The sequence below is a fragment of the Pseudomonas sp. NyZ480 genome (assembly GCF_029537255.1).
Classification (GTDB): domain Bacteria; phylum Pseudomonadota; class Gammaproteobacteria; order Pseudomonadales; family Pseudomonadaceae; genus Aquipseudomonas; species Aquipseudomonas taiwanensis.
The window spans coordinates 3,047,541-3,066,550 of the sequence record NZ_CP120626.1 but is presented as its reverse complement, the minus strand read 5'-3'; the positions used below and the strand labels follow the sequence as shown (position 1 = coordinate 3,066,550).

Genomic DNA, 19,010 nt, shown 5'->3' with positions numbered 1-19,010 from the left:
CGATTCTCGAATGGTGGCCACGGCCCGCGAGGTTTCGTCCGCAAGCGGCGGCCGCCCCCGTTAGATTGCCAATGCACGCTCCCGAAGTTCTGCATTCAATATGCGATCGTTCTCGCTGTAGTCGACTGGGCAATCGATCACATGTACACCTGGGTTAGAAATACAGTGATCAAGCAACGGCAGCAAGGCGTCTGCGCATTCCACGCGGTGGCCTTGAGCACCGTAGGCTTCGGCGTATTTGACGAAGTCTGGGTTGCCGTAATCCAGGCCAAAATCGGTGAAGCCCATGTTGGCCTGCTTCCAGCGGATCATGCCATAGCCGTCGTCACGCAGGATCACCACGGTGATGTGCATCCCTAAGCGCACTGCGGTTTCCAGCTCCTGGCTGTTCATCATGAAGCCGCCGTCGCCGCACACCGAGATGACCGGGCGGTCCGGGTATACCAGGTGCGCTGCCATGGCCGATGGCAAGCCGGCGCCCATGGTTGCCAGGGCGTTGTCCAGCAGCACGGTGTTCGGCTTGTGCGCCTTGTAGTTGCGGGCGAACCAGATCTTGTAGATGCCGTTGTCCAGGGCGACGATGCCGTCGGACGGCAGTACGCGACGGATGTCGGCGACCATACGCTGCGGGTAGACCGGGAAGCGGTTGTCGTCGGCGCCTTCGGCGATCTGCGCTTCGTTCGCTTCACGGATGGTCATCAGGCGGGTGAAGTCCCAATGCGTGGTGTCGGTCAGCGCTTCGCTGATCTGCCACACGGCGTTGGCGATGTCGCCGATCACTTCCACCTGCGGGAAGTACACGGCATCGACTTCAGCGGAGCGGAAGCTGATGTGGATGACTTCGGTGCCGCCACGGACCATGAAGAACGGCGGCTTCTCGATCACGTCGTGGCCGATGTTGATGATCAGGTCGGCCGCTTCGATGGCGCGGTGGACGAAGTCACCGGAGGACAGCGCCGCGTTGCCGAGGAAGCGCGGGTGACGCTCGTCGACCACACCTTTACCCATCTGGGTGGTGATGAACGGGATGCCGGTCTTGTCGATCAGTTGCTTGAGGACCTTGGCGGTCATCTTGCGGTTGGCGCCGGCGCCGATCACCAGGATCGGGCTGCGGGCAGTGCACAGTTTTTCGATGGCGGCTTCGATCGCTTTATGCTCGGCCAGCGGACGACGGTGCAGGCTTGGTGGAATGGGCAGCGCATCGGTCTGCTCGGCGGCGATGTCTTCCGGCAGTTCCAGGTGCACGGCGCCCGGCTTCTCTTCTTCAGCCAGGCGGAACGCTTCGCGCATACGGGCCGGGATGTTGTCGGCCGAGGCGAACTGGTGGGTGTACTTGGTGATGGGGTCCATCATGCCGCACACGTCGATGATCTGGAAACGGCCCTGCTTGGACTTCTTGATCGGCTTCTGGCCGGTGATCATCATCATCGGCATGCCGCCCAGGTAGGCGTAGGCACTGGCGGTCACCAGGTTGGTAGCACCAGGGCCCAGGGTCGACAGGCTGACGCCGGTCTTGCCGGTCAGGCGACCATAGGTGGCGGCCATGAAGCCCGCGGACTGCTCGTGGCGGGTCAGAACCAGCTTGATCTTCGACTTGCGCAGGGATTCCAGCAGGTCGAGGTTTTCCTCACCGGGAATGCCGAACACATACTCGACACCTTCGTTTTCCAGGCATTGCACGACGACATCAGCGGCCTTGGCCATTTGGGCGGTTACCTTAGTTATTTTCAGTAGAAGCAGGCATGTATTGCCTGCGGTTTCACGGCTTGCGTGCGAGGTGTAGCAGCCCGATTCGGTGCAACAGGGTCAGTAGTACCTGCTCACGGCTCGGGCTCATCTCCGGACGAGTCGGTCAGACAACCGTCCGCAACTTAAGCCGCCTCGACATTCATCGTTGCGATAATCCCGTAAGCAAAACGCTTTAGAACGGGGTTTTTCTGGCTGACGTTGATGTCCGTATTGAGCCACTGCGCCTGGTTGAAAAGCATGCCGATGACCGCGTCCGCAGCCATCGAGAGTGTCGTTTGCGGCAGGTGGACTGTCCTGATGAGGTCCCTGATGATGTCCGAAAGCAGTTGGATGTATTCGGCTTTAAGGGCATTGAATTCTTCTACTTGCGCTTCGGTTAGGTTGATCTGCTCACGAGCCAGCAGGGCTGCTCTGCTATTCGAGCGTTGCTTGAAGGCAAGGAAGGTGTCGATGAAGCAGTTCAGTCGTTCATTCGCCTGCGCTTTACGGCGGAGGTTCTGCCGTGTGTAAAACAGCAGCTCACTGATCGCGTCCTCCATGAGCTCAAATAGGAGGGACTGCTTACTTTCGATGTGGTGATAAAGGGACCCAGCCTTTATGCCAACGTGATCTGCCAAATCCCGCAATCCAATTGCTTGATAGCCGTAAGCTGCAAAGAGCTCGCAAGCGCCCTCTAGGATGCGATCGCGGGCGTTTTTCACGTCGGAAGCTGTCATGACCGAGGCCCTTTTGTATTTCGCTATTGCCGGGATTGGTTGACTAAATGTAAGACAACAGGCATCTTACAGTAAAGCTTTTATCGGAGGAGCTTGGCATGAACGATCAAACCGTAGTGATTGTGGGTGGTGCGTCGGGTTTGGGCCTGGAAACGGCTCGATTGATGGTGAAGCGTGGGGCAAGTAAGATTGGCCTGATCGACCGTAACGAGCAGTTGCTGGTGCAGGCTGCTGAGGAGTTACGTGGGCAGGGCGTCGAGGTGGCAACTGCGATCGGTGACATCGCTCGGCAGGAAACTGCCCATGCTGCTTTCCAGCAGATCGTGGATGCGCTTGGTCGTGTGCATTGTTTGGTGAACAGTGCCGCCATTTACCCTCGGAAAGACATTCTCGAGATCACTGATGACGAGTGGGATCTGGAGAACGCGGTCAATATCAAGGGCACGTACCATATGATGGTGGCTGCTGTGCGTCACATGCAGCAATACGTCGCGGCCCCGGCTGTGACCGGCCGTATCGTCAACGTCACCTCGGTTGATGCTTTCAAGGCTCACCCGCAGAACGCCCATTACGCTGCAACCAAAGCTGCAGTCGTGAGCCTCACCAAGTCGTTTGCTCATGCGTGTGCAAAGGATCAGATTCTCGTGAACTCGGTAGCTCCGGCAGGTTTCGCGACTGAGCGTGCTAAGCAGCTTGGTTTCCTTGGCGAGCTGGCCGCAGCTAACCCGCTGGGTCGTGCTGCTGAACCGGCTGAGATTGCTGAGTGGATCGTGATGATGGGTAGCAGCCGTAACAGCTATGCCACCGGCGAAAACGTCATCGTTAGTGGGGGGTACATCTATGCCTAATGCAGTATTGCCGGCAGGCTACCGACGCGCGTTAGTCACTGGTGCTACCAGTGGCATTGGTAAGGCAATCGTCTTGGCCTTGCGCGATGCAGGGTTGGAAGTCATTGCCGTTGGGCGGAGTCGCGAAGCGCTAGCAGAGCTGGCTGGTGAATCAGGCGTCACTACTCTCGAGGCTGACGTTCGCGATGTGGGCGCGCTCAAGGCTGCTCTCGAAGGACAGGCGATTGATGTGTTGGTCAATAACGCCGGTATCCTTTCCACGCGCGCGTCCTTCCAGGAAATTGAAGAGACTGAGATCGACAACATGCTCGATATCAATCTCAAGGCGCCGCTTTACCTCGCTCGGCAAGTTCTACCTGGCATGGTCGAGCGACACGCCGGTCATCTCTTCTTCATTGGCTCCAGTGCCGGGCGGGCTCCACATCCAGGCGCTGCGGTATACGGCGCGTCCAAAGCCGGCGTGAGCCTGTTCTGTGATGCGTTGCGTTGTGATCTTCTGGGGACAGGTGTTCGTGTTACAGAAATCGCGCCTGGCCGCGTTCAGACCCAGCTGTACCGCACTGCTATGGGCATGCAAGCTGCTGGTAGTGAACTTTATGACGGCTATGAGTCTATTCAGCCGCAAGACATCGCTGAGCTGCTGCTGGCCGCTTTGCGCATGCCTGCCGCCGTTGATGTGTCCCGTCTCGAAGTATTCCCGACTGCGCAAGCTGTCGGCGGGGCAAGGATGGTCAAAACACTTGGCTAACGCCTTGGCATGAAGCTTCACGGGTAAAAGGCGAGGCCGCCCTTGCAAGGAAAAGGTCTGGAGCTATCCAGACTTCTTGGAGGGGTGGCTTTTATTTTGGGTCGAATCATTTTTTATGACCATTTGGCCTCAAATCTTGGTGCCCAACCCCTTGACCACCTGTAAGACAACATATAACTTACATTGAAGCCGGCCATTTAGTGGGCGGATACAACTACAAAGCAGGGGATATGACGATGACTGCGACATCATGCCGGGTCGGCGTGGACATTGGCGGCACCTTTACTGATATCGCGCTGGATGTGGATGGCGTGCTCCATTCGACTAAGATCCTGACCGATTACGAGTTGCCTGAGCGAGCGATCATGACCGGCGTCAAGCAGGTCGTAGAAGCAGCCGGCCTGACTCTCTCTGACATCCATCAGTTGATCCATGGCACGACTCTGGCGACAAACGCGCTGATCGAGCGCCGCGGTGCACGCACTGCCTTCATCACCACTGAAGGTTTCCGCGATACGCTGGAAATGCGTACCGAGAACCGCTTCGAGCAGTACGACATCAACATCGCCTTGCCGCCACCGCTGATCCCTCGAGAAGACCGTTTCACCCTGCGCGAGCGCTTGGGTGTGAAAGGTAATGTCCTGATCGCCCCGGCCAAAGCGGAAATTGACGCTCTGGTGGAACGAATCGCCCAAGGCGACTATGAAAGTGTCGCGATCGGATTCATCCACAGCTATGTGAACGGTGCCCACGAGCGCCAGTTGCGCGATGCACTGCAGGCGCGTTTGCCTCAGTTGTCCATTTCGATTTCCAGCGAAGTCTCGCCACAAATGCGCGAGTTCGAGCGCTTCAACACTGTCTGCGCCAACGCGTACGTCAAGCCACTGATCAAGTCCTACCTGGACCGCCTGGTTGTCACGCTAAAAAAAGAAGGCGCCGATTGCCCGGTCTTCATGATCCACTCCGGCGGCGGCATCATCTCGGTTGAGAGTGCTGCTGAGTTCCCGGTGCGTCTGGTTGAGTCGGGGCCAGCTGGCGGCGCTATCTTCGCAGCAGATATCGCCCGTCGTTACAAGCTTGACTCGGTTGTTTCCTTCGATATGGGTGGTACGACTGCCAAGATCTGTTTGATTGAAAACCAGGTGCCTAAGACCGCAAAAACCTTCGAGGTGGCACGGACCTATCGTTTCAAGAAGGGCAGCGGCATGCCGATTTCCATCCCGGTTGTGGAGATGGTCGAGATTGGCGCAGGCGGTGGTTCTATCGCCAGCATCGACAGCATGCGCCAGATCCGTGTGGGTCCTCACAGCGCTGCGTCCGAACCTGGTCCAGCCTGCTATAACCGAGGCGGCCTGGAGCCGACCATTACCGACGCCAACTTGCTGCTGGGTCGACTGGATGCTGACAACTTCGCTGGCGGTGCCCTGCGCCTATCCACGGAGAAGGGGTCGGCAGCCATGGGGCGGGTGATTGGTAACCCGCTGGGCATGGATCCTGATACCGCAGCGTTCGGTGTCTGCGAAGTGGTCGATGAGAACATGGCTAACGCTGGTCGCGTCCATGCAGTCGAAAGCGGGAAAGATATCGCCGATTACACCATGATCACCTTTGGTGGCGGTGGCCCGCTGCACGCAGCGCGCCTGTGCGAAAAGATGGGTGTTTCTCGATTCGTAGTACCAGCCGGTGCGGGCGTCGGTTCTGCAATTGGCTTCCTGCGCGCGCCGTTCGGTTATGAAGCTGTTCGAAGCTCCTTTGTTCGCCTTTCGGAGTTCGACGCAGCCGCAGTCAACAAATTGATCGAAGAAATGAAAGCTGAGTCCATGGGTTTCCTGCGCCAAGGTATGCCGGAAGGCGAGGCTGAAATGGATTGCACTGCTTTCATGCGGTACGTCGGCCAAGGTTGGGAAATCCCTGTCGGTTTGCCGTTCAAAGCGTTCACTGCAGCTGACACCGTCCAGTTCAAGGCTCTCTTTGAAGAGGCCTACACCCGCTTCTTCGGTCGTCCAATCGAAGGGCCGGACATTGAAATTGTCAGCTGGTCGGTCAAAGCCAGTTCGCCGCTTCCCCCTGTGAAGCGCATCGACGAAGTCGGAGCCGCCTATCGCGCTCAAGAAATCTCGCGTCGCAAGGTATTTGACGTCGCTGCGGGTGGCTTTGTAGATGCGGGTATTCACCCGCGTGAAGAGCTGCAGATTGGTGCGCGCGTCGAAGGCCCGGCCATCATTGTCGAGCGCGAGACCTCCACTTTCGTCACTTCGAACTTCACCGCCACGGTCCAGCCCGACGGCTGCCTCCTGGTTGTTCGTCGCTAACGCCCCACATCGGAAGAAAGAACCATGAGCGAAACCATGATCGACATTCAAATGCAGGTGATGTGGAACCGGCTGGTCTCGGTGGTAGAAGAACAAGCCCTGACGCTGATCCGTACCGCCTTTTCCACTAGCGTTCGTGAGGCGGGTGACCTGTCCGCTGGTGTATTCGACCGTGCGGGCAACATGCTGGCCCAAGCTGTAACCGGTACCCCTGGTCATGTGAACACCATGGCCGAGGCAGTGGTGCACTTCATCAACGACATTGGTGCAGACAATATCTTTGAAGGTGACGTTTACGTGACCAACGACCCATGGAAGGGGACGGGCCACCTGCACGATATCACCATCGTCTCGCCGTCTTTCTACAAGGGAAAACTGATCGGCTACTTCGCAAGTACTGCTCACGTTGTGGATATTGGCGGCCGCGGCTTTGGTCCTGATGCGCGTGAAGTGTACGAGGAAGGTCTGATGATCCCTGTGCTCAAGCTCTTCGAGCGCGGCCAGGTCAATCGCGACTTCATCAATATCCTGCGTAACAATGTGCGTGAAAACGACCGCGTCGTTGGCGACTTCTATGCACTGTCGGCCTGTAACGAGACCGGTCACAAGCGTTTGCTGGATATGCTGGAAGAATTTCAGCTGGACGATCTGGAGCACATTGGTGGCTTCATTCTGGAGCACAGCCGCCGCGCTACTCTGGAGTGTTTCAAGTCGCTTCCGCACGGGACTTACAGCAATAGCATGACCCTGGATGGTTACGATGTGCCAGTGACCCTGGTCGTAACCCTCACTGTCGGTCCTGACGGGATTACCACTGACTTCACCGGTACTTCCGGCATGAGTCAATTTGGTATCAACGTTCCGCTGGGTTATGCCAAAGCCTACGCCTGCTACGGCTTGAAGTGCATCGTCGCTCCGGAAATTCCAAACAACTCTGCATCGCTGGCACCGTTTGAAGTAACGGCACCGGAAGGCTGCATCCTGAATGCTAAGCATCCAGCTCCTGTTTCAGTGCGTCACGTGCTGGGCCACTTCGTTCCGGACCTGGTGCTGGGTGCATTGCATAAGTGCTTGCCAGGTAAGGTGCCCGCTGAAGGCGCCAGCGCCCTGTGGAACCTGCACCTGAGCGTCCGTCCGCTGGAGAGCAACCCGAATGGGCGCAACGCAGAAATGCTGATGTTCAACAGCGGTGGTATGGGGGCTCGCTCGGCAATGGATGGCTTGAGCGCAACCGCTTTCCCAAGCGGGGTGCATACCATGCCAGTAGAGGCGACCGAACACGCGGGGCCTGTCGTTGTTTGGCGCAAAGAGCTTCGTGAAGGCTCGGGTGGCGCCGGTGAGCTCCGTGGTGGTCTGGGTCAGGAGATCGAAGTTTCTGCTGCTGAAGGTTACAGCTTCCGCTTCAGCGCGATGTTTGACCGTATCCAGTATGCAGCTCGTGGCTTGGAGGGTGGTAAGTCAGGCGCTCAAGGCTTTGTCGGCCTGGATGACGGCACGGTGCTGCGAGGCAAAGGCCAGCAGTTCGTTCCAGCCGATCGCCGCCTGATCTTGAGCCTTCCTGGCGGCGGCGGCTATGGCGACCCGCTGAAGCGTGATCGTGATCAAGTAGCTCGCGATGTTCGCTTCGGATATATCAGCGCCCAACAGGCGCGTGAAGACTACGGCTTCGAAGCCGCTCAGGAGCGCTGAGTCATGGAAATTCAAAGCAGCCGCGTTCGCGCGGTCAAAAGCTCACCGAGCATGGCTGTGTCGGTTCTTGCCAAACAGATGCTTGCCAAAGGCGAGCCGGTGATCAACCTGAGTTTGGGTGAGCCCGATTTTAATGTGCCGGCTCACGTCATCGAAGCCGCTCACCAAGCCATGCTGGCTGGCAATAACCACTACACCGCCCCGAACGGTCTGGAAGAATTGCGCCAGGCTATCGTAGATAAGTTCGAGCGGGAAAATGGCCTCAAATATGGGTTGGATGAAATCTGTGTTGGCAACGGTGCCAAGCAGCTTCTGTTCAATGCTTTCCTGGCCACGTTGGAGCCTGGAGATGAGGTGATCACACCAGCGCCGTACTGGGTGTCCTACACCGATATGGCCATGCTCAATGGCGGGGTCCCAAAGGTTATCCCTTGCGGGGCAGAATACGGTTTCAAGCTGGACCCTGAGCGTCTGGAGGCAGCAATCACGCCTCGCACACGTTGGTTGATGTTGAACTCGCCAAACAATCCTTGTGGTGCCATCTACACCCGGGAAGAGTTTGCCGCGCTCGGTGCCGTACTGGAGCGTCACCCGCATGTTTTGGTGATCTCTGATGAGATCTATGAACACATTGTTCTGGGTGACAAGCCGTTTGTGTCCTTCGTCGTCGCGTGTCCGCAGTTGCGCGAGCGTACGCTGCTGATCAACGGCGTTTCGAAAGCCTATGCCATGACTGGATATCGCTTGGGTTACGCCGCCGGTTCGAAAGAATTGATCGTTGCGATGAACAAGACCCAGTCGCAGACCACCACGTGCCCATCGGTAATTTCGCAGCTGGCTGCAGCAGCCGCGCTTAATGGTCCTCAGGACTTTGTCCGCGAAGCAAATCGTGAGTATCAAGCTCGCGGAGCGCTGGTCGTGCGAGGTCTCGCAGAGATTGATGGGTTGTCTTTGCAGATGCCCGAAGGCGCGTTCTATGCGTTCCCGAATGTCGCTGCGTTCATCGGTAAGCACACGCCAGATGGCCAGGTCATCGCAAACGATGCGGATCTTTCTGCCTATCTGCTGCGAGTTGGCAAGGTCGCGACTGTGCCTGGATCAGCCTTCGGGCTGGAGCCATACGTACGTCTTTCCTTTGCCACGTCCCAGCAGGAGCTGGAGCAGGCCCTGGGTCAGTTGCGTGAAGCTTTCGCTGCACTGGTCTGAACACTGATTGATTCGAGGTAAGACATGAGCAAGCCGTTCAAACGACTGCTGATCACCGGCGCCGCAGGGCGCCTGGGTAGCGTCCTTCGCAAGCATCTTGCAGCCTTTGCAGATGAGCTGCGTCTGACCGATATCGCCGACATGGGGCAGGCCGCTCCGCATGAGGAATTGATTCGCTGCGACCTGGGTAACTTTGACGATGTATTGCCGCTGACTGAAGGCGTGGACGCCATCGTCCATGCTGGCGGTGTACCAGTTGAGAACACTTTCGAAGCCATTCTCAACGGCAACATCGTAGGTACCTACAACATTTACGAGGCTGCACGACGCAATGGCGTCAAACGAGTAGTGTACACCAGCTCGAACCACGCAATTGGCTTTTACGACCGTACCGAGACTATCGACGCCGGTGTTCCACACCGGCCTGACAGCCTCTATGGCGTAAGTAAGTGCTTTGCCGAGGATCTGGGTCGGTACTACTGGGACAAGTTTGGGATCGAATCGGTGAACCTTCGAATCGGCTCCTCGTTCCCTGAGCCTCTCGATCGTCGAATGCTCGCTACCTGGCTGTCATTTGACGATTTTGCCCAGCTGACTGAGCGCTCTCTGCTGGCTCCGCGCGTGCGCCACATGGTGGTCTACGGCATGTCGAATAACCGCGAGTCTTTGTGGGACAACCGCATGGCTTCCTCGATTGGCTATGTACCTAAAGACAGCGCCGACGATTACCGCGAGAAAGTATTTGCGGAGCATCCGCCCCTGGATCCTAACGAGCCCTCGGCCAGATATCACGGCGGCAACTTCGCCGGGGCTGGGCATTTCGAAGACCCCAAGTAACCCCCACATCACGAGAGAGCTTATTCCATGGCTTCCACAGCAAAACAACAGAACTACGATGTGGTGATCGTTGGCGGCGCGGTCAACGGTAGCTCCACCGCCTATTTTCTGGCCAATAACCCAGACTTCAAGGGTTCGGTGCTGGTGATTGAGCGAGACTGGACCTACAACAAATCGGCGACCGCTCTTTCGAGCAGCTCGATTCGTCAGCAGTTTTCCAACCCGATCAATATCGAGATTTCCAAGTTCGGTGCTGAATTCGTTCGCAACTTCCCTGATGTGATGGAAGTAGATGGCGACCGTCCAGATTTGGCCTTCCATGAAAATGGCTACCTGTTCTTGGGTGACAGCCGTGGTTATGAAGTGCTGCAGCGTCTGCACGATACCCAGGTCTCTCACGGTGCCGACGTCCATCTTCTGGACCCAGAACACCTGAAGCGCAAATTCCCCTGGGTAAACACCGAGGGCTTGGCGGGCGCGAGTTATGGCCAAAGCGGTGAAGGCTGGTTCGATAGCCTGGGCATGCTCAACGGATTCCGCCGTAAAGCCCGCTCGATGGGTATCGAGTACATCGAAAACGAGGTCGCTAGCATTCAGCGCGAAGGCGATCGCATTACCGGCGTACAGCTGGCAAGCGGTGAACGCATCGGTTGTGGACTGCTGGTCAACTGTGCCGGTACTCGCGGTACCAAAGTCGCGCGTATGGCAGGCCTGGACATTCCAGTCGAGCCACGTCGGCGTTCGCTGTTTGTGTTCGATTGCCGCACGCCTCTAGAAGGTACTGTGCCGCTGACGATCGATCCAACTGGCGTCTTCTTCCGGCCCGAGGGCAAATTCTACCTCGGTGGCACCTATCCCAAGAACGATCCGGAGGTGGATTTCGAAGACTTTGAAGTCCTACACGACGAGTTCGACGAGGAGGTTTGGCCAATTCTGGCGGAGCGCGTGCCGGCTTTCGAGGGCATCAAAGTCGTCAACTACTGGGCCGGTCATTACGACTTTTGCGTGCTGGACCACAACGCCATTGTGGGTCCACATAACGAAGTAAGTAATTTCCTGTTCTGCAACGGTTTCAGCGGCCACGGTCTGCAGCAAGCACCAGCTATCGGTCGCGGCCTGTCCGAGCTGATCACTTACGGCGGTTACCGCTCGCTGGACCTCAGTGCGCTGTCCTATCAGCGCGTGATCGACAACAAGCCATTCCTGGAAGACTCGGTCATTTGACCCCAGGCCTGAGGAGTACAACACAATGAATAATCCATCCAAAGGCAAGCGCAGCGGCGGGCAAGTATTGGTCGATGCACTGCGAGTCAACGGCGTAGACCGCGCGTTCTGCGTACCAGGTGAGAGCTACCTCGATGTGTTAGATGCTCTTCATGACGTGAAAGACGAGATTCAACTGATCGTCTGCCGTCAAGAAGGTGGTGCGTCTTACATGGCGGAGGCCTACGGCAAACTCACAGGTAAGCCTGGGATCTGCATGGTTACCCGCGGGCCAGGTGCGACCAACGCTTCGGTGGGCGTGCATACTGCTTTCCAAGACTCAACGCCGATGATCCTCTTTATCGGCCAGGTCGCCCGGGACCAGATTGAGCGCGAAGCTTTCCAGGAAGTTGATTACCGCCGGATGTTCGGCCAGATGGCCAAGTGGGTTGTCCAGATCGACGACGCTGCTCGGATCCCAGAGCTGGTAAACCAGGCTTTCCAGCGTGCAATTAGTGGCCGCCCAGGTCCGGTTGTCGTGGCGCTGCCTGAAGACATGTTGACCGATTTGGTAGATGTGCCTGACGCACGGCCAGCGCAGCGTGTGGAAGCCGCGCCTGCTCCAAGCCAAATGACCGAGCTGCAGACGCTGCTGGCGAAGGCCAAGAAACCGCTGGTAATTGCCGGCGGTGGTGCTTGGAATTCTGATGCTGTAGCAGACCTCCAGCAGTTCGTGCAAAAGCAGAATCTGCCATTGGCTGCTTCGTTTCGCTGCCAGGACCTGTTTGACAATACCGATCCGCACTATGCAGGGGATATGGGGTTGGCTGCTGGCCCGGTACTCGTCGACGCCGTCAAGCAGTCTGATCTGCTGATCGTGATCGGTGCGCGCCTGGGCGAAATGACCACCGGCGGATATGCGTTGGTGGACATTCCAGTTCCTAAGCAGACTCTGATTCACGTACACCCAAGTGCGGAAGAAATCGGCCGTGTCTATCAGCCTACTCTGGGGATCAACGCAGGTCCCGCAAGTTTCTTGAGTCAGGCTGCCGACCTGCCCCCAGTCCAACCTGATGCTTTCACCGACTGGGTCAGCAGTTTGAATCGTGGCTATCGCGGTAACTTTGAAACACCTCGTTCGCCGGGCGATGTGCAGATGAGCGAAGTCATCTCTTGGCTGAACAAGTCACTGCCAATCGACAGCATTCTGACCTGCGGTGCGGGTAACTACACCGGATGGGTGCACCGTGGTTATCAACACCGGACCTTCCGTACCTTGCTCGGTCCCACCAATGGGTCGATGGGCTATGGCGTTCCTGCGGCAGTCGCGGCGAAGCTGACGTACCCGGAGCGCACGGTCGTTGCTTTTGCGGGTGATGGATGTTTCCTCATGAACGGCCAGGAGCTGGCGACCGCTGCGCATTATGACGCTCGTCTGATTGTAATTGTCGTGAACAACGGGATGTACGGCACCATTCGGATGCACCAAGAGCGTAGCTATCCAGGCCGGGTCTCCGGTACGGAACTGCATAACCCTGACTTCGCAGCCCTGGCTCGTGCGTTCGGCCTGCACGGGGAGACGGTCACTCGTACCGAAGACTTTGCTGCTGCGTTTGTGCGCTGCGAGGCTTCGGGTAAACCCGCACTGATCGAAGTGCAGGTCGACCCCGAAGCGCTGACGCCTCGGATGACGCTCAGTCAAATCCGCGAAAAGGCTCTGGCCTCCAAATAAGGTTCACCTCAAGTGGGGCGCGGTACCGGCCCCACTTTTTTCTTTCTTCGAACGAGCTAATCGACATGAAACTTGCCGATTCTGGTTTGCTGCGTGAAGTTTGCTACATCAACGGTGATTGGGTGCCGGCAGATAGCGGCCAGCGCATCAATGTAATCAATCCCGCCACTGGCGAAATGTTAGGTTCCGTCCCTCGAATGGGCGCGGCTGAGACACGTCGTGCCATCGAAGCCGCCGAACGGGCACTACCTGCATGGCGTGCGCTGACCGCTAAAGAGCGGGCCGCTCGCTTGCAGGCTTGGTTCCGCGAAATCATGAACCACCAGGAAGATCTCGCTCAGATCATGACCGCTGAGCAGGGTAAGCCGCTAGCGGAGTCTCGTGGTGAGATCGCTTTCGCTGCGTCTTACGTCGAGTTCTATGCCGAGGAAGGGAAGCGGATATATGGAGACGTGATCCCTTCACCAAGCGGTGATCGTCGACTGCTCGTGACCAAGGAGCCTATCGGCGTGTGTGCAGCAATCACGCCATGGAATTTCCCGGCCGCGATGATCACTCGCAAAGCTGCACCAGCATTAGCAGCTGGCTGCACCCTGGTGCTCAAGCCAGCATCGCAAACCCCTTTCAGTGCCTTGGCGCTGTGTGTGCTGGCCGAGCGCGCAGGTATTCCTGCGGGTGTGCTAAGCGTTGTTACAGGTGATTCGGCGGCCATTGGTGGCGAGATTACAGCAAGCCCTATCGTGCGAAAGTTGTCGTTCACCGGTTCTACGCCGATCGGGATCCAGCTGTTGCAGCAATCCGCGGCGACGGTGAAGAAGGTGACAATGGAGCTTGGCGGCAACGCGCCCTTCATTGTCTTCGACGACGCTGATATGGAAAAAGCGGTAGAAGGGGCGTTGATCGCGAAATTCCGTAACAGCGGCCAAACATGTGTGTGCGCCAATCGCTTCTACATCCAGGATGGAATTTATGATCGCTTCGTTGAGCGCTTCGCTGAGCGTGTCAAGGAACTGGTAGTAGGGAAGGGCGACCAGCCTGGCACTCAGGTGGGGCCGATGATTGATGGCCGCGCAGCGACAGGTGTGGAGCAAATGGTCGCCGAGGCTGTTGAGGCGGGTGCTCGCGTAGTCACCGGTGGACGCCGTCATCCACTGGGCGAGGCGTTCTTCGAGCCGACCCTTTTGGCCGATGTAAAACCGCAAATGCGCGTAGCTCGGGAAGAGATCTTTGGCCCGGTTGCACCTATCTTCCGCTTCACTACGGAGGAGGAGGTGATTGCTGAGGCCAACAATACGGAATTTGGCCTGGCGTGCTATCTCTACGCCAGAGACGTTGGGCGGATCTGGCGAGTCTCGGAGGCGCTCGAGTACGGCATGGTTGGAGTGAACGTCGGGGTGGTAGCTACCGAAGTTGCCCCCTTCGGCGGGGTGAAGTCTTCCGGGCTTGGACGTGAAGGTTCTCGTTACGGCATCGAGGACTATCTCGAGATCAAGTACGTCTGCCTCGGGCTTTGATCGCCTGCCTCCCACTTCAGATTCAAACCGATTGCTGCGCCAGGTCGGCTATGCGTCGGTTTGGACTGAAGCGCTTGGAGGTCTTGCACAATGGCGGAGCAATTAATTGCTTTCGGCCAAAAGTCGTTGATAGCGAGAAAGACTTTCCTCAAGGTGCTTGCGCAATGCATTTCGTGCACCTGTTACGTCACCCATGGTGATCGCCGATAGGATGGCACCATGTTCGCGCCCAATCTTCTTGATGTGCGCTAGACGATTTTTTCCGCCAACCTGACTGTGCTTGAGATTGAGATCCAGGATGATATCTGGGCCTAGTGCCTCGAGCAGCTGAGGGAAGTGCGGGTTGTTGGTGGCTTTGGCAATAGCCAGGTGGAATTCGAAGTCCGCCTTTGCTTCTTCTTCGAGATTTGACCCATCCAGGGCGTTGAAGCGGTCGAAAGCTTCGGTGATCATCGCTAGGCTGGCAGGGGTGCGTCGTTCGGCTGCACGGGCTACAGACTCCGTCTCGATGCCAAGGCGCAATTCCAGCACGTGCGCAGCAGCGCGAACGTCATCAACGATGCTGCTGATGGCAAACCCTATTCGCTTAACATCTTGCTCTACAACAAAAACACCGACGCCCTGGCGAGCGATGAGGCGGCCTCCCAAGCGCAGCGACGCTACAGCCTCGCGTATAACAGGTCGGCTGACGTTGAATTCTTTGCAAAGGGCTTGCTCGGATGGAAGCTTCTCCCCAGGCCCATAAATTCCAGAGTCGATGCGATTTGACAGCTCGCGGATAACAGATTCTGCGAGGTTACCCCTCCGAGTGTTGATAGATGCATCCATTGATGAGTCTCCACAAAAGCTTGGGTGTCACGGTCAAAAAATTACGGAATGATATTATGCTTGTATGTTATCAAATAACTGATCAATCGGGTTGGAAATTAGGATGACCATGCCAATCGGGCTCCAGCACCTCTAGCATGCCTATTACAGCGACACTCGGAACGCAGAACCTTCATGAGGCCGCCAAACGGTTGATGCGATTTCCCTGTGGCAGGTCTCAAAAGATTTTGCCGACGTAAGCGAGTTCGTCCGCATCGTTACACTGAAGCTGGTTTGACCAGGCAGCAGCTCATCGGTAACCCTTTAGTCGCAGCTTAGCTATCTAGCAGCCGCTGGTAGCGGGAAAGGCTTTCATCAAGGTGCTTGCGTACTGCTGTACGCGCACCTACGACGTCCCCCATGCTAATCGCTGAAAGGATTGCCCCATGCTCTCGGGCGATCTTGCGGATATGAGATTGCCTGTTTTTTTCATGAACCTGCCTGTGCTTGATATTCAGGTCCAGGATGATTTCTGGTCCCAAGGCTTCTAGTAGCTCAGTGAAGTGAGGATTGTTCGTGGCACGAGCGATCGCGAGATGGAACTGGAAATCGGCGTTCGCCTCTTCTTCCAGCGAGGCATCTTCAAGAGCATTGAATCGATCAAATGCTTCAGTGATCAGCGCTAAGCTGGCAGGGCTGCGGCGTTCTGCCGCGCGAGCTACTGACTCGCTTTCGATGCCTAGGCGTAACTCTAGAATCTGAGCGGCAGCTCTCACATCGTCGACGACACTGTCGATTGCGAATCCGATTTTTTTCACATCTTGTTCAACGACAAAAACCCCTACCCCCTGGCGAGCCAGCAAGCGACCACCCAGTCTCAGCGAGGCTACTGCTTCCCTTACCACTGGCCGACTAACGCTGAACTCTCTGCAGAGCTCTTGTTCGGACGGGAGCTTTTCCCCGGGTCCCCACGTGCCATTGTCGATCCGGGTCGTTAGTTCCTGGATCACGGTTTCGGCCAAATTGGCGCGACGTGTACCTGACGAAACATTCATAACGTTTTTCTCCTCATGTTGCTGGTCTCATCACCAATTGCTCATTTCTGACTGGTTTCTGGTCACTTCTTCCTCGGGGGTAAAGCTCGAATCGCGCTAATTTGCGGGTTTTCGCGACAAATCTCTGCTGATTCATTTCCTCCTTCTCGACTTGATAGCGTCGTAACTCGTCAGCCCATGCTCGCGACCTAATCATAGCCCTATTGACAGTTAGCTGCTGACTGTTATCTTACAAGTGCATTGTCGTTTTCGCCAATGCGTGTGGTGAGCGATGGCGAGGTGCTCGTATTGCTTTCTAGCTCCTCACCCGCTTGCTCTGTGTCCCGATGTTGATACGACCACTACTGGGAGCACCAGAAATGCAGAAAAACAACAAAGTGCGTGGGCTGACCGTCCTCACGACTGCGGTTACTTTGGCAATGACTATGGGTGCGACGCAGGCGGCGGATAGCCAGGTCGTGAAAATTGGCTTCGCCGGTCCTCTGACCGGACCATCGGCTCACCAGGGGCAGGACGTTGAGCATGGTGTGCAGATTGCGATTGATGAGGCCAATCAGCAGCAGCTGAAAATCGGTGACAAGGTCGCTGAGTTCAAATTGGTTTCCGAGGATGATGTGGCCGACCCGCGCACCGGCACCGCAGTCGCGCAACGTCTGGTGGACTCGAAAGTGGCGGTGGTGATCGGTCACTACAACTCGGGCACCAGCATCCCCGCCTCGAAGATCTACGCCGCAGCCGGCATCCCGCAGATCTCGCCCTCGGCTACTAACCCGACCCTGACCCAACAAGGCATCCCGTCGGTGTTCCGCGTGGTCAACGACGACGCCACCCTTGGGCGCTACGCCGGCAATTATCTGGTGACCCAACTCAAGGCCCAGCGCATTGCCATCTTCGACGACCGCACCGCCTATGGCCAGGGCCTGGCCGATGAAGTGACCAAGGCGGTCAAGACCGCTGGTGGCAATGTGGTGGTGCGTGAGTACACCAACGATAAGTCCACTGACTTCAACGCCATCCTCACCACCGCCAAGGCTCAGAAGGCCGATGCGGTGTTCTTCGCCGCCCTTGACTATCAGGCCGCACCGATGGCCAAGCAGATGAAGAACCTGGGCCTGAAGGCGCGCTTCATGAACATCGGCAACCTGCCTAACGACTCGTTCAAGCAGATGGCGGGCAGCGCAGCCGAGGGCACCTACGCCTGGAACTATGGCACACCGCTGCTGGATATGCCCAAGGGCGCGGCCTTCGAGCAGAAGCTCAAGGACAAGTTCGGCGTCGGTGTGGTGCAGTCCTCACCGGCTGCCTACGACGCTACTTGGGCGGCGATCAACGCCATGGTCAAGGCCGGTTCGGATGACCCGAAAGTGTACCTGCCGGTGCTCAAGAACCAGAGCTACGAAGGCGTGACTGGCACCATCGCCTTCGATGACAAGGGCAACCTGAAGAACCCGGCGGCGACAGTGTTCCAGTTCGCCGACGGTGGTTGGAAGACCTTGTCTGTCGAGCGCGACTGAGTTCCACACTATAACAAGCGGGCTCAGGCCCGCCACATAACAAGAAGACTTTTCCCACCTGCCAGGCCAGTCAGTGCGTAGCGCAATGCCGATGCGCGCCGACGACAACGCAGTTTCGAGGATTCAGCTCGTGGACGGTAATTTCGATATCTTGTTGCAACAGGTCCTCAACGGCCTGGTACTGGGCAGCATCTACGCTCTAGTAGCCCTGGGCTACACCATGGTCTACGGCATCATCGGCCTGATCAACTTCGCCCATGGCGAGGTGGTGATGGTAGGTGCGATGGTGACCATTTCCGTACTGACAATGCTCGCCGGTGCCGGTTTCGCCCCAGGCATCGTCACCCTTCTGTTGGCGATCATGGCCGCGGCGGTGGTGTGCATGCTGCTGGCCCAAGGCATGGAAAAATTTGCCTACCGGCCGCTACGCAAGGCGCCGCGCCTGACCCCGCTGATTCTCGCCATCGGTATCTCCATCGCCCTGCAGAACCTGGCGATGATGATTTGGGGTCGTGGCTACAAGACCTTTCCGGAAGTGGTCGAGGTCCAGCCTGTCGAGGTATTCGGCGCGACCATGACCAACGTGCAGATGTCGATCATGGTGATTGCCGTGGTGATCATGTTCGGCCTCTGGCTGCTGGTCGACAAGACCCGCGTGGGCAAGGCCATGCGCGCGACTGCACAGAATCAGGAGGTGGCCGGATTGATGGGTATCAACATCAACAGGGTAATCTCCGCGACGTTCCTGATCGGTGCCAGCCTGGGTGCGATCGCCGGGGTGATGCGCGCTATCAACTACGGCCAGGCCGACGCCTACATGGGGTTGCTGCTGGGTCTCAAGGCGTTCTCGGCGGCAGTGCTCGGTGGCATCGGCAACCTGTTCGGGGCCATGGCTGGCGGCCTGCTGCTGGGGTTGATTGAGTCGCTGGCTGCGGGTTATACCGGGCAGCTCACCGGCGGCTTCCTGGGCGCCAACTACCAGGACATCTTCGCCTTCGCGGTGCTGATCCTGGTGCTTCTGTTCCGGCCCAATGGCCTTCTTGGCGAACGCCAGGCCGACCGGGCGTGAGGGCGTGGCAA

At 57.4% G+C, this 19,010-nt stretch carries 15 protein-coding genes; 11 read left to right on the top strand and 4 right to left on the bottom strand.

What is annotated here, in order from left to right; all coding sequences use genetic code 11:
• Positions 1-60: 60 nt before the first annotated feature.
• Positions 61-1,704: an acetolactate synthase large subunit gene (locus tag P3R38_RS13935; protein ID WP_277686282.1), complete on the bottom strand. Its 1,644-nt coding sequence runs from the start codon at positions 1,702-1,704 to the stop codon at positions 61-63.
• A 167-nt stretch (positions 1,705-1,871) separates the two neighbouring features.
• Positions 1,872-2,465 (bottom strand): TetR/AcrR family transcriptional regulator, encoded by a 594-nt coding sequence (locus tag P3R38_RS13930; RefSeq protein ID WP_277686281.1) that lies wholly within the window; start codon positions 2,463-2,465, stop codon positions 1,872-1,874.
• A gap of 98 nt (positions 2,466-2,563) precedes the next feature.
• Here P3R38_RS13930 and P3R38_RS13925 point away from each other — a divergent pair, with 98 nt between their 5' ends.
• The 9 genes from P3R38_RS13925 (at position 2,564) to P3R38_RS13885 (ending at position 14,554) form a co-directional block, all read left to right on the top strand.
• Positions 2,564-3,313 carry an SDR family oxidoreductase gene (locus P3R38_RS13925; protein ID WP_277686280.1) on the top strand — a complete coding sequence of 250 codons (750 nt, stop codon included), beginning with the start codon at positions 2,564-2,566 and terminating at the stop codon, positions 3,311-3,313.
• A gap of 73 nt (positions 3,314-3,386) precedes the next feature.
• Positions 3,387-4,061 (top strand): SDR family NAD(P)-dependent oxidoreductase, encoded by a 675-nt coding sequence (locus tag P3R38_RS13920; RefSeq protein WP_277686279.1) that lies wholly within the window; start codon positions 3,387-3,389, stop codon positions 4,059-4,061.
• A gap of 236 nt (positions 4,062-4,297) precedes the next feature.
• The gene (locus tag P3R38_RS13915; protein ID WP_277686278.1) at positions 4,298-6,373 is read left to right on the top strand and encodes a hydantoinase/oxoprolinase family protein; all 2,076 of its coding nucleotides are present in this window, start codon (positions 4,298-4,300) and stop codon (positions 6,371-6,373) included.
• 24 nt (positions 6,374-6,397) lie between these two features.
• Positions 6,398-8,062 carry a hydantoinase B/oxoprolinase family protein gene (locus tag P3R38_RS13910; protein ID WP_277686277.1) on the top strand — a complete coding sequence of 555 codons (1,665 nt, stop codon included), beginning with the start codon at positions 6,398-6,400 and terminating at the stop codon, positions 8,060-8,062.
• Between the two features lie 3 nt (positions 8,063-8,065).
• Positions 8,066-9,268: a pyridoxal phosphate-dependent aminotransferase gene (locus tag P3R38_RS13905; protein WP_277686276.1), complete on the top strand. Its 1,203-nt coding sequence runs from the start codon at positions 8,066-8,068 to the stop codon at positions 9,266-9,268.
• 24 nt (positions 9,269-9,292) lie between these two features.
• A complete protein-coding gene (locus tag P3R38_RS13900; protein WP_277686275.1) occupies positions 9,293-10,105 on the top strand; it encodes an NAD(P)-dependent oxidoreductase in 813 nt (270 codons plus the stop codon).
• A 27-nt stretch (positions 10,106-10,132) separates the two neighbouring features.
• A complete protein-coding gene (locus tag P3R38_RS13895) occupies positions 10,133-11,329 on the top strand; it encodes an FAD-dependent oxidoreductase (RefSeq protein ID WP_277686274.1) in 1,197 nt (398 codons plus the stop codon).
• A 25-nt stretch (positions 11,330-11,354) separates the two neighbouring features.
• Positions 11,355-13,040 (top strand): thiamine pyrophosphate-binding protein, encoded by a 1,686-nt coding sequence (locus P3R38_RS13890; protein WP_277686273.1) that lies wholly within the window; start codon positions 11,355-11,357, stop codon positions 13,038-13,040.
• A gap of 65 nt (positions 13,041-13,105) precedes the next feature.
• Positions 13,106-14,554 carry an NAD-dependent succinate-semialdehyde dehydrogenase gene (locus tag P3R38_RS13885; RefSeq protein ID WP_277686272.1) on the top strand — a complete coding sequence of 483 codons (1,449 nt, stop codon included), beginning with the start codon at positions 13,106-13,108 and terminating at the stop codon, positions 14,552-14,554.
• A 102-nt stretch (positions 14,555-14,656) separates the two neighbouring features.
• Here the strand turns inward: P3R38_RS13885 and P3R38_RS13880 are convergent, their stop codons facing one another.
• A complete protein-coding gene (locus P3R38_RS13880) occupies positions 14,657-15,382 on the bottom strand; it encodes a FadR/GntR family transcriptional regulator (RefSeq protein ID WP_277686271.1) in 726 nt (241 codons plus the stop codon).
• Positions 15,383-15,696: 314 nt separating this feature from the next.
• Positions 15,697-16,416 carry a FadR/GntR family transcriptional regulator gene (locus P3R38_RS13875; RefSeq protein WP_277686270.1) on the bottom strand — a complete coding sequence of 240 codons (720 nt, stop codon included), beginning with the start codon at positions 16,414-16,416 and terminating at the stop codon, positions 15,697-15,699.
• A gap of 458 nt (positions 16,417-16,874) precedes the next feature.
• On the opposite strand from P3R38_RS13875, the gene P3R38_RS13870 reads away from it, so the two are divergent.
• On the top strand, positions 16,875-17,930 hold the full coding sequence (locus P3R38_RS13870) for a branched-chain amino acid ABC transporter substrate-binding protein (protein ID WP_277686269.1): 1,056 nt from the start codon (positions 16,875-16,877) through the stop codon (positions 17,928-17,930).
• A 130-nt stretch (positions 17,931-18,060) separates the two neighbouring features.
• Entirely contained in the window at positions 18,061-18,999 is a 939-nt protein-coding gene (locus tag P3R38_RS13865) for a branched-chain amino acid ABC transporter permease (RefSeq protein WP_277686268.1), read from the top strand.
• The last annotated feature ends 11 nt before the right edge of the window (positions 19,000-19,010 follow it).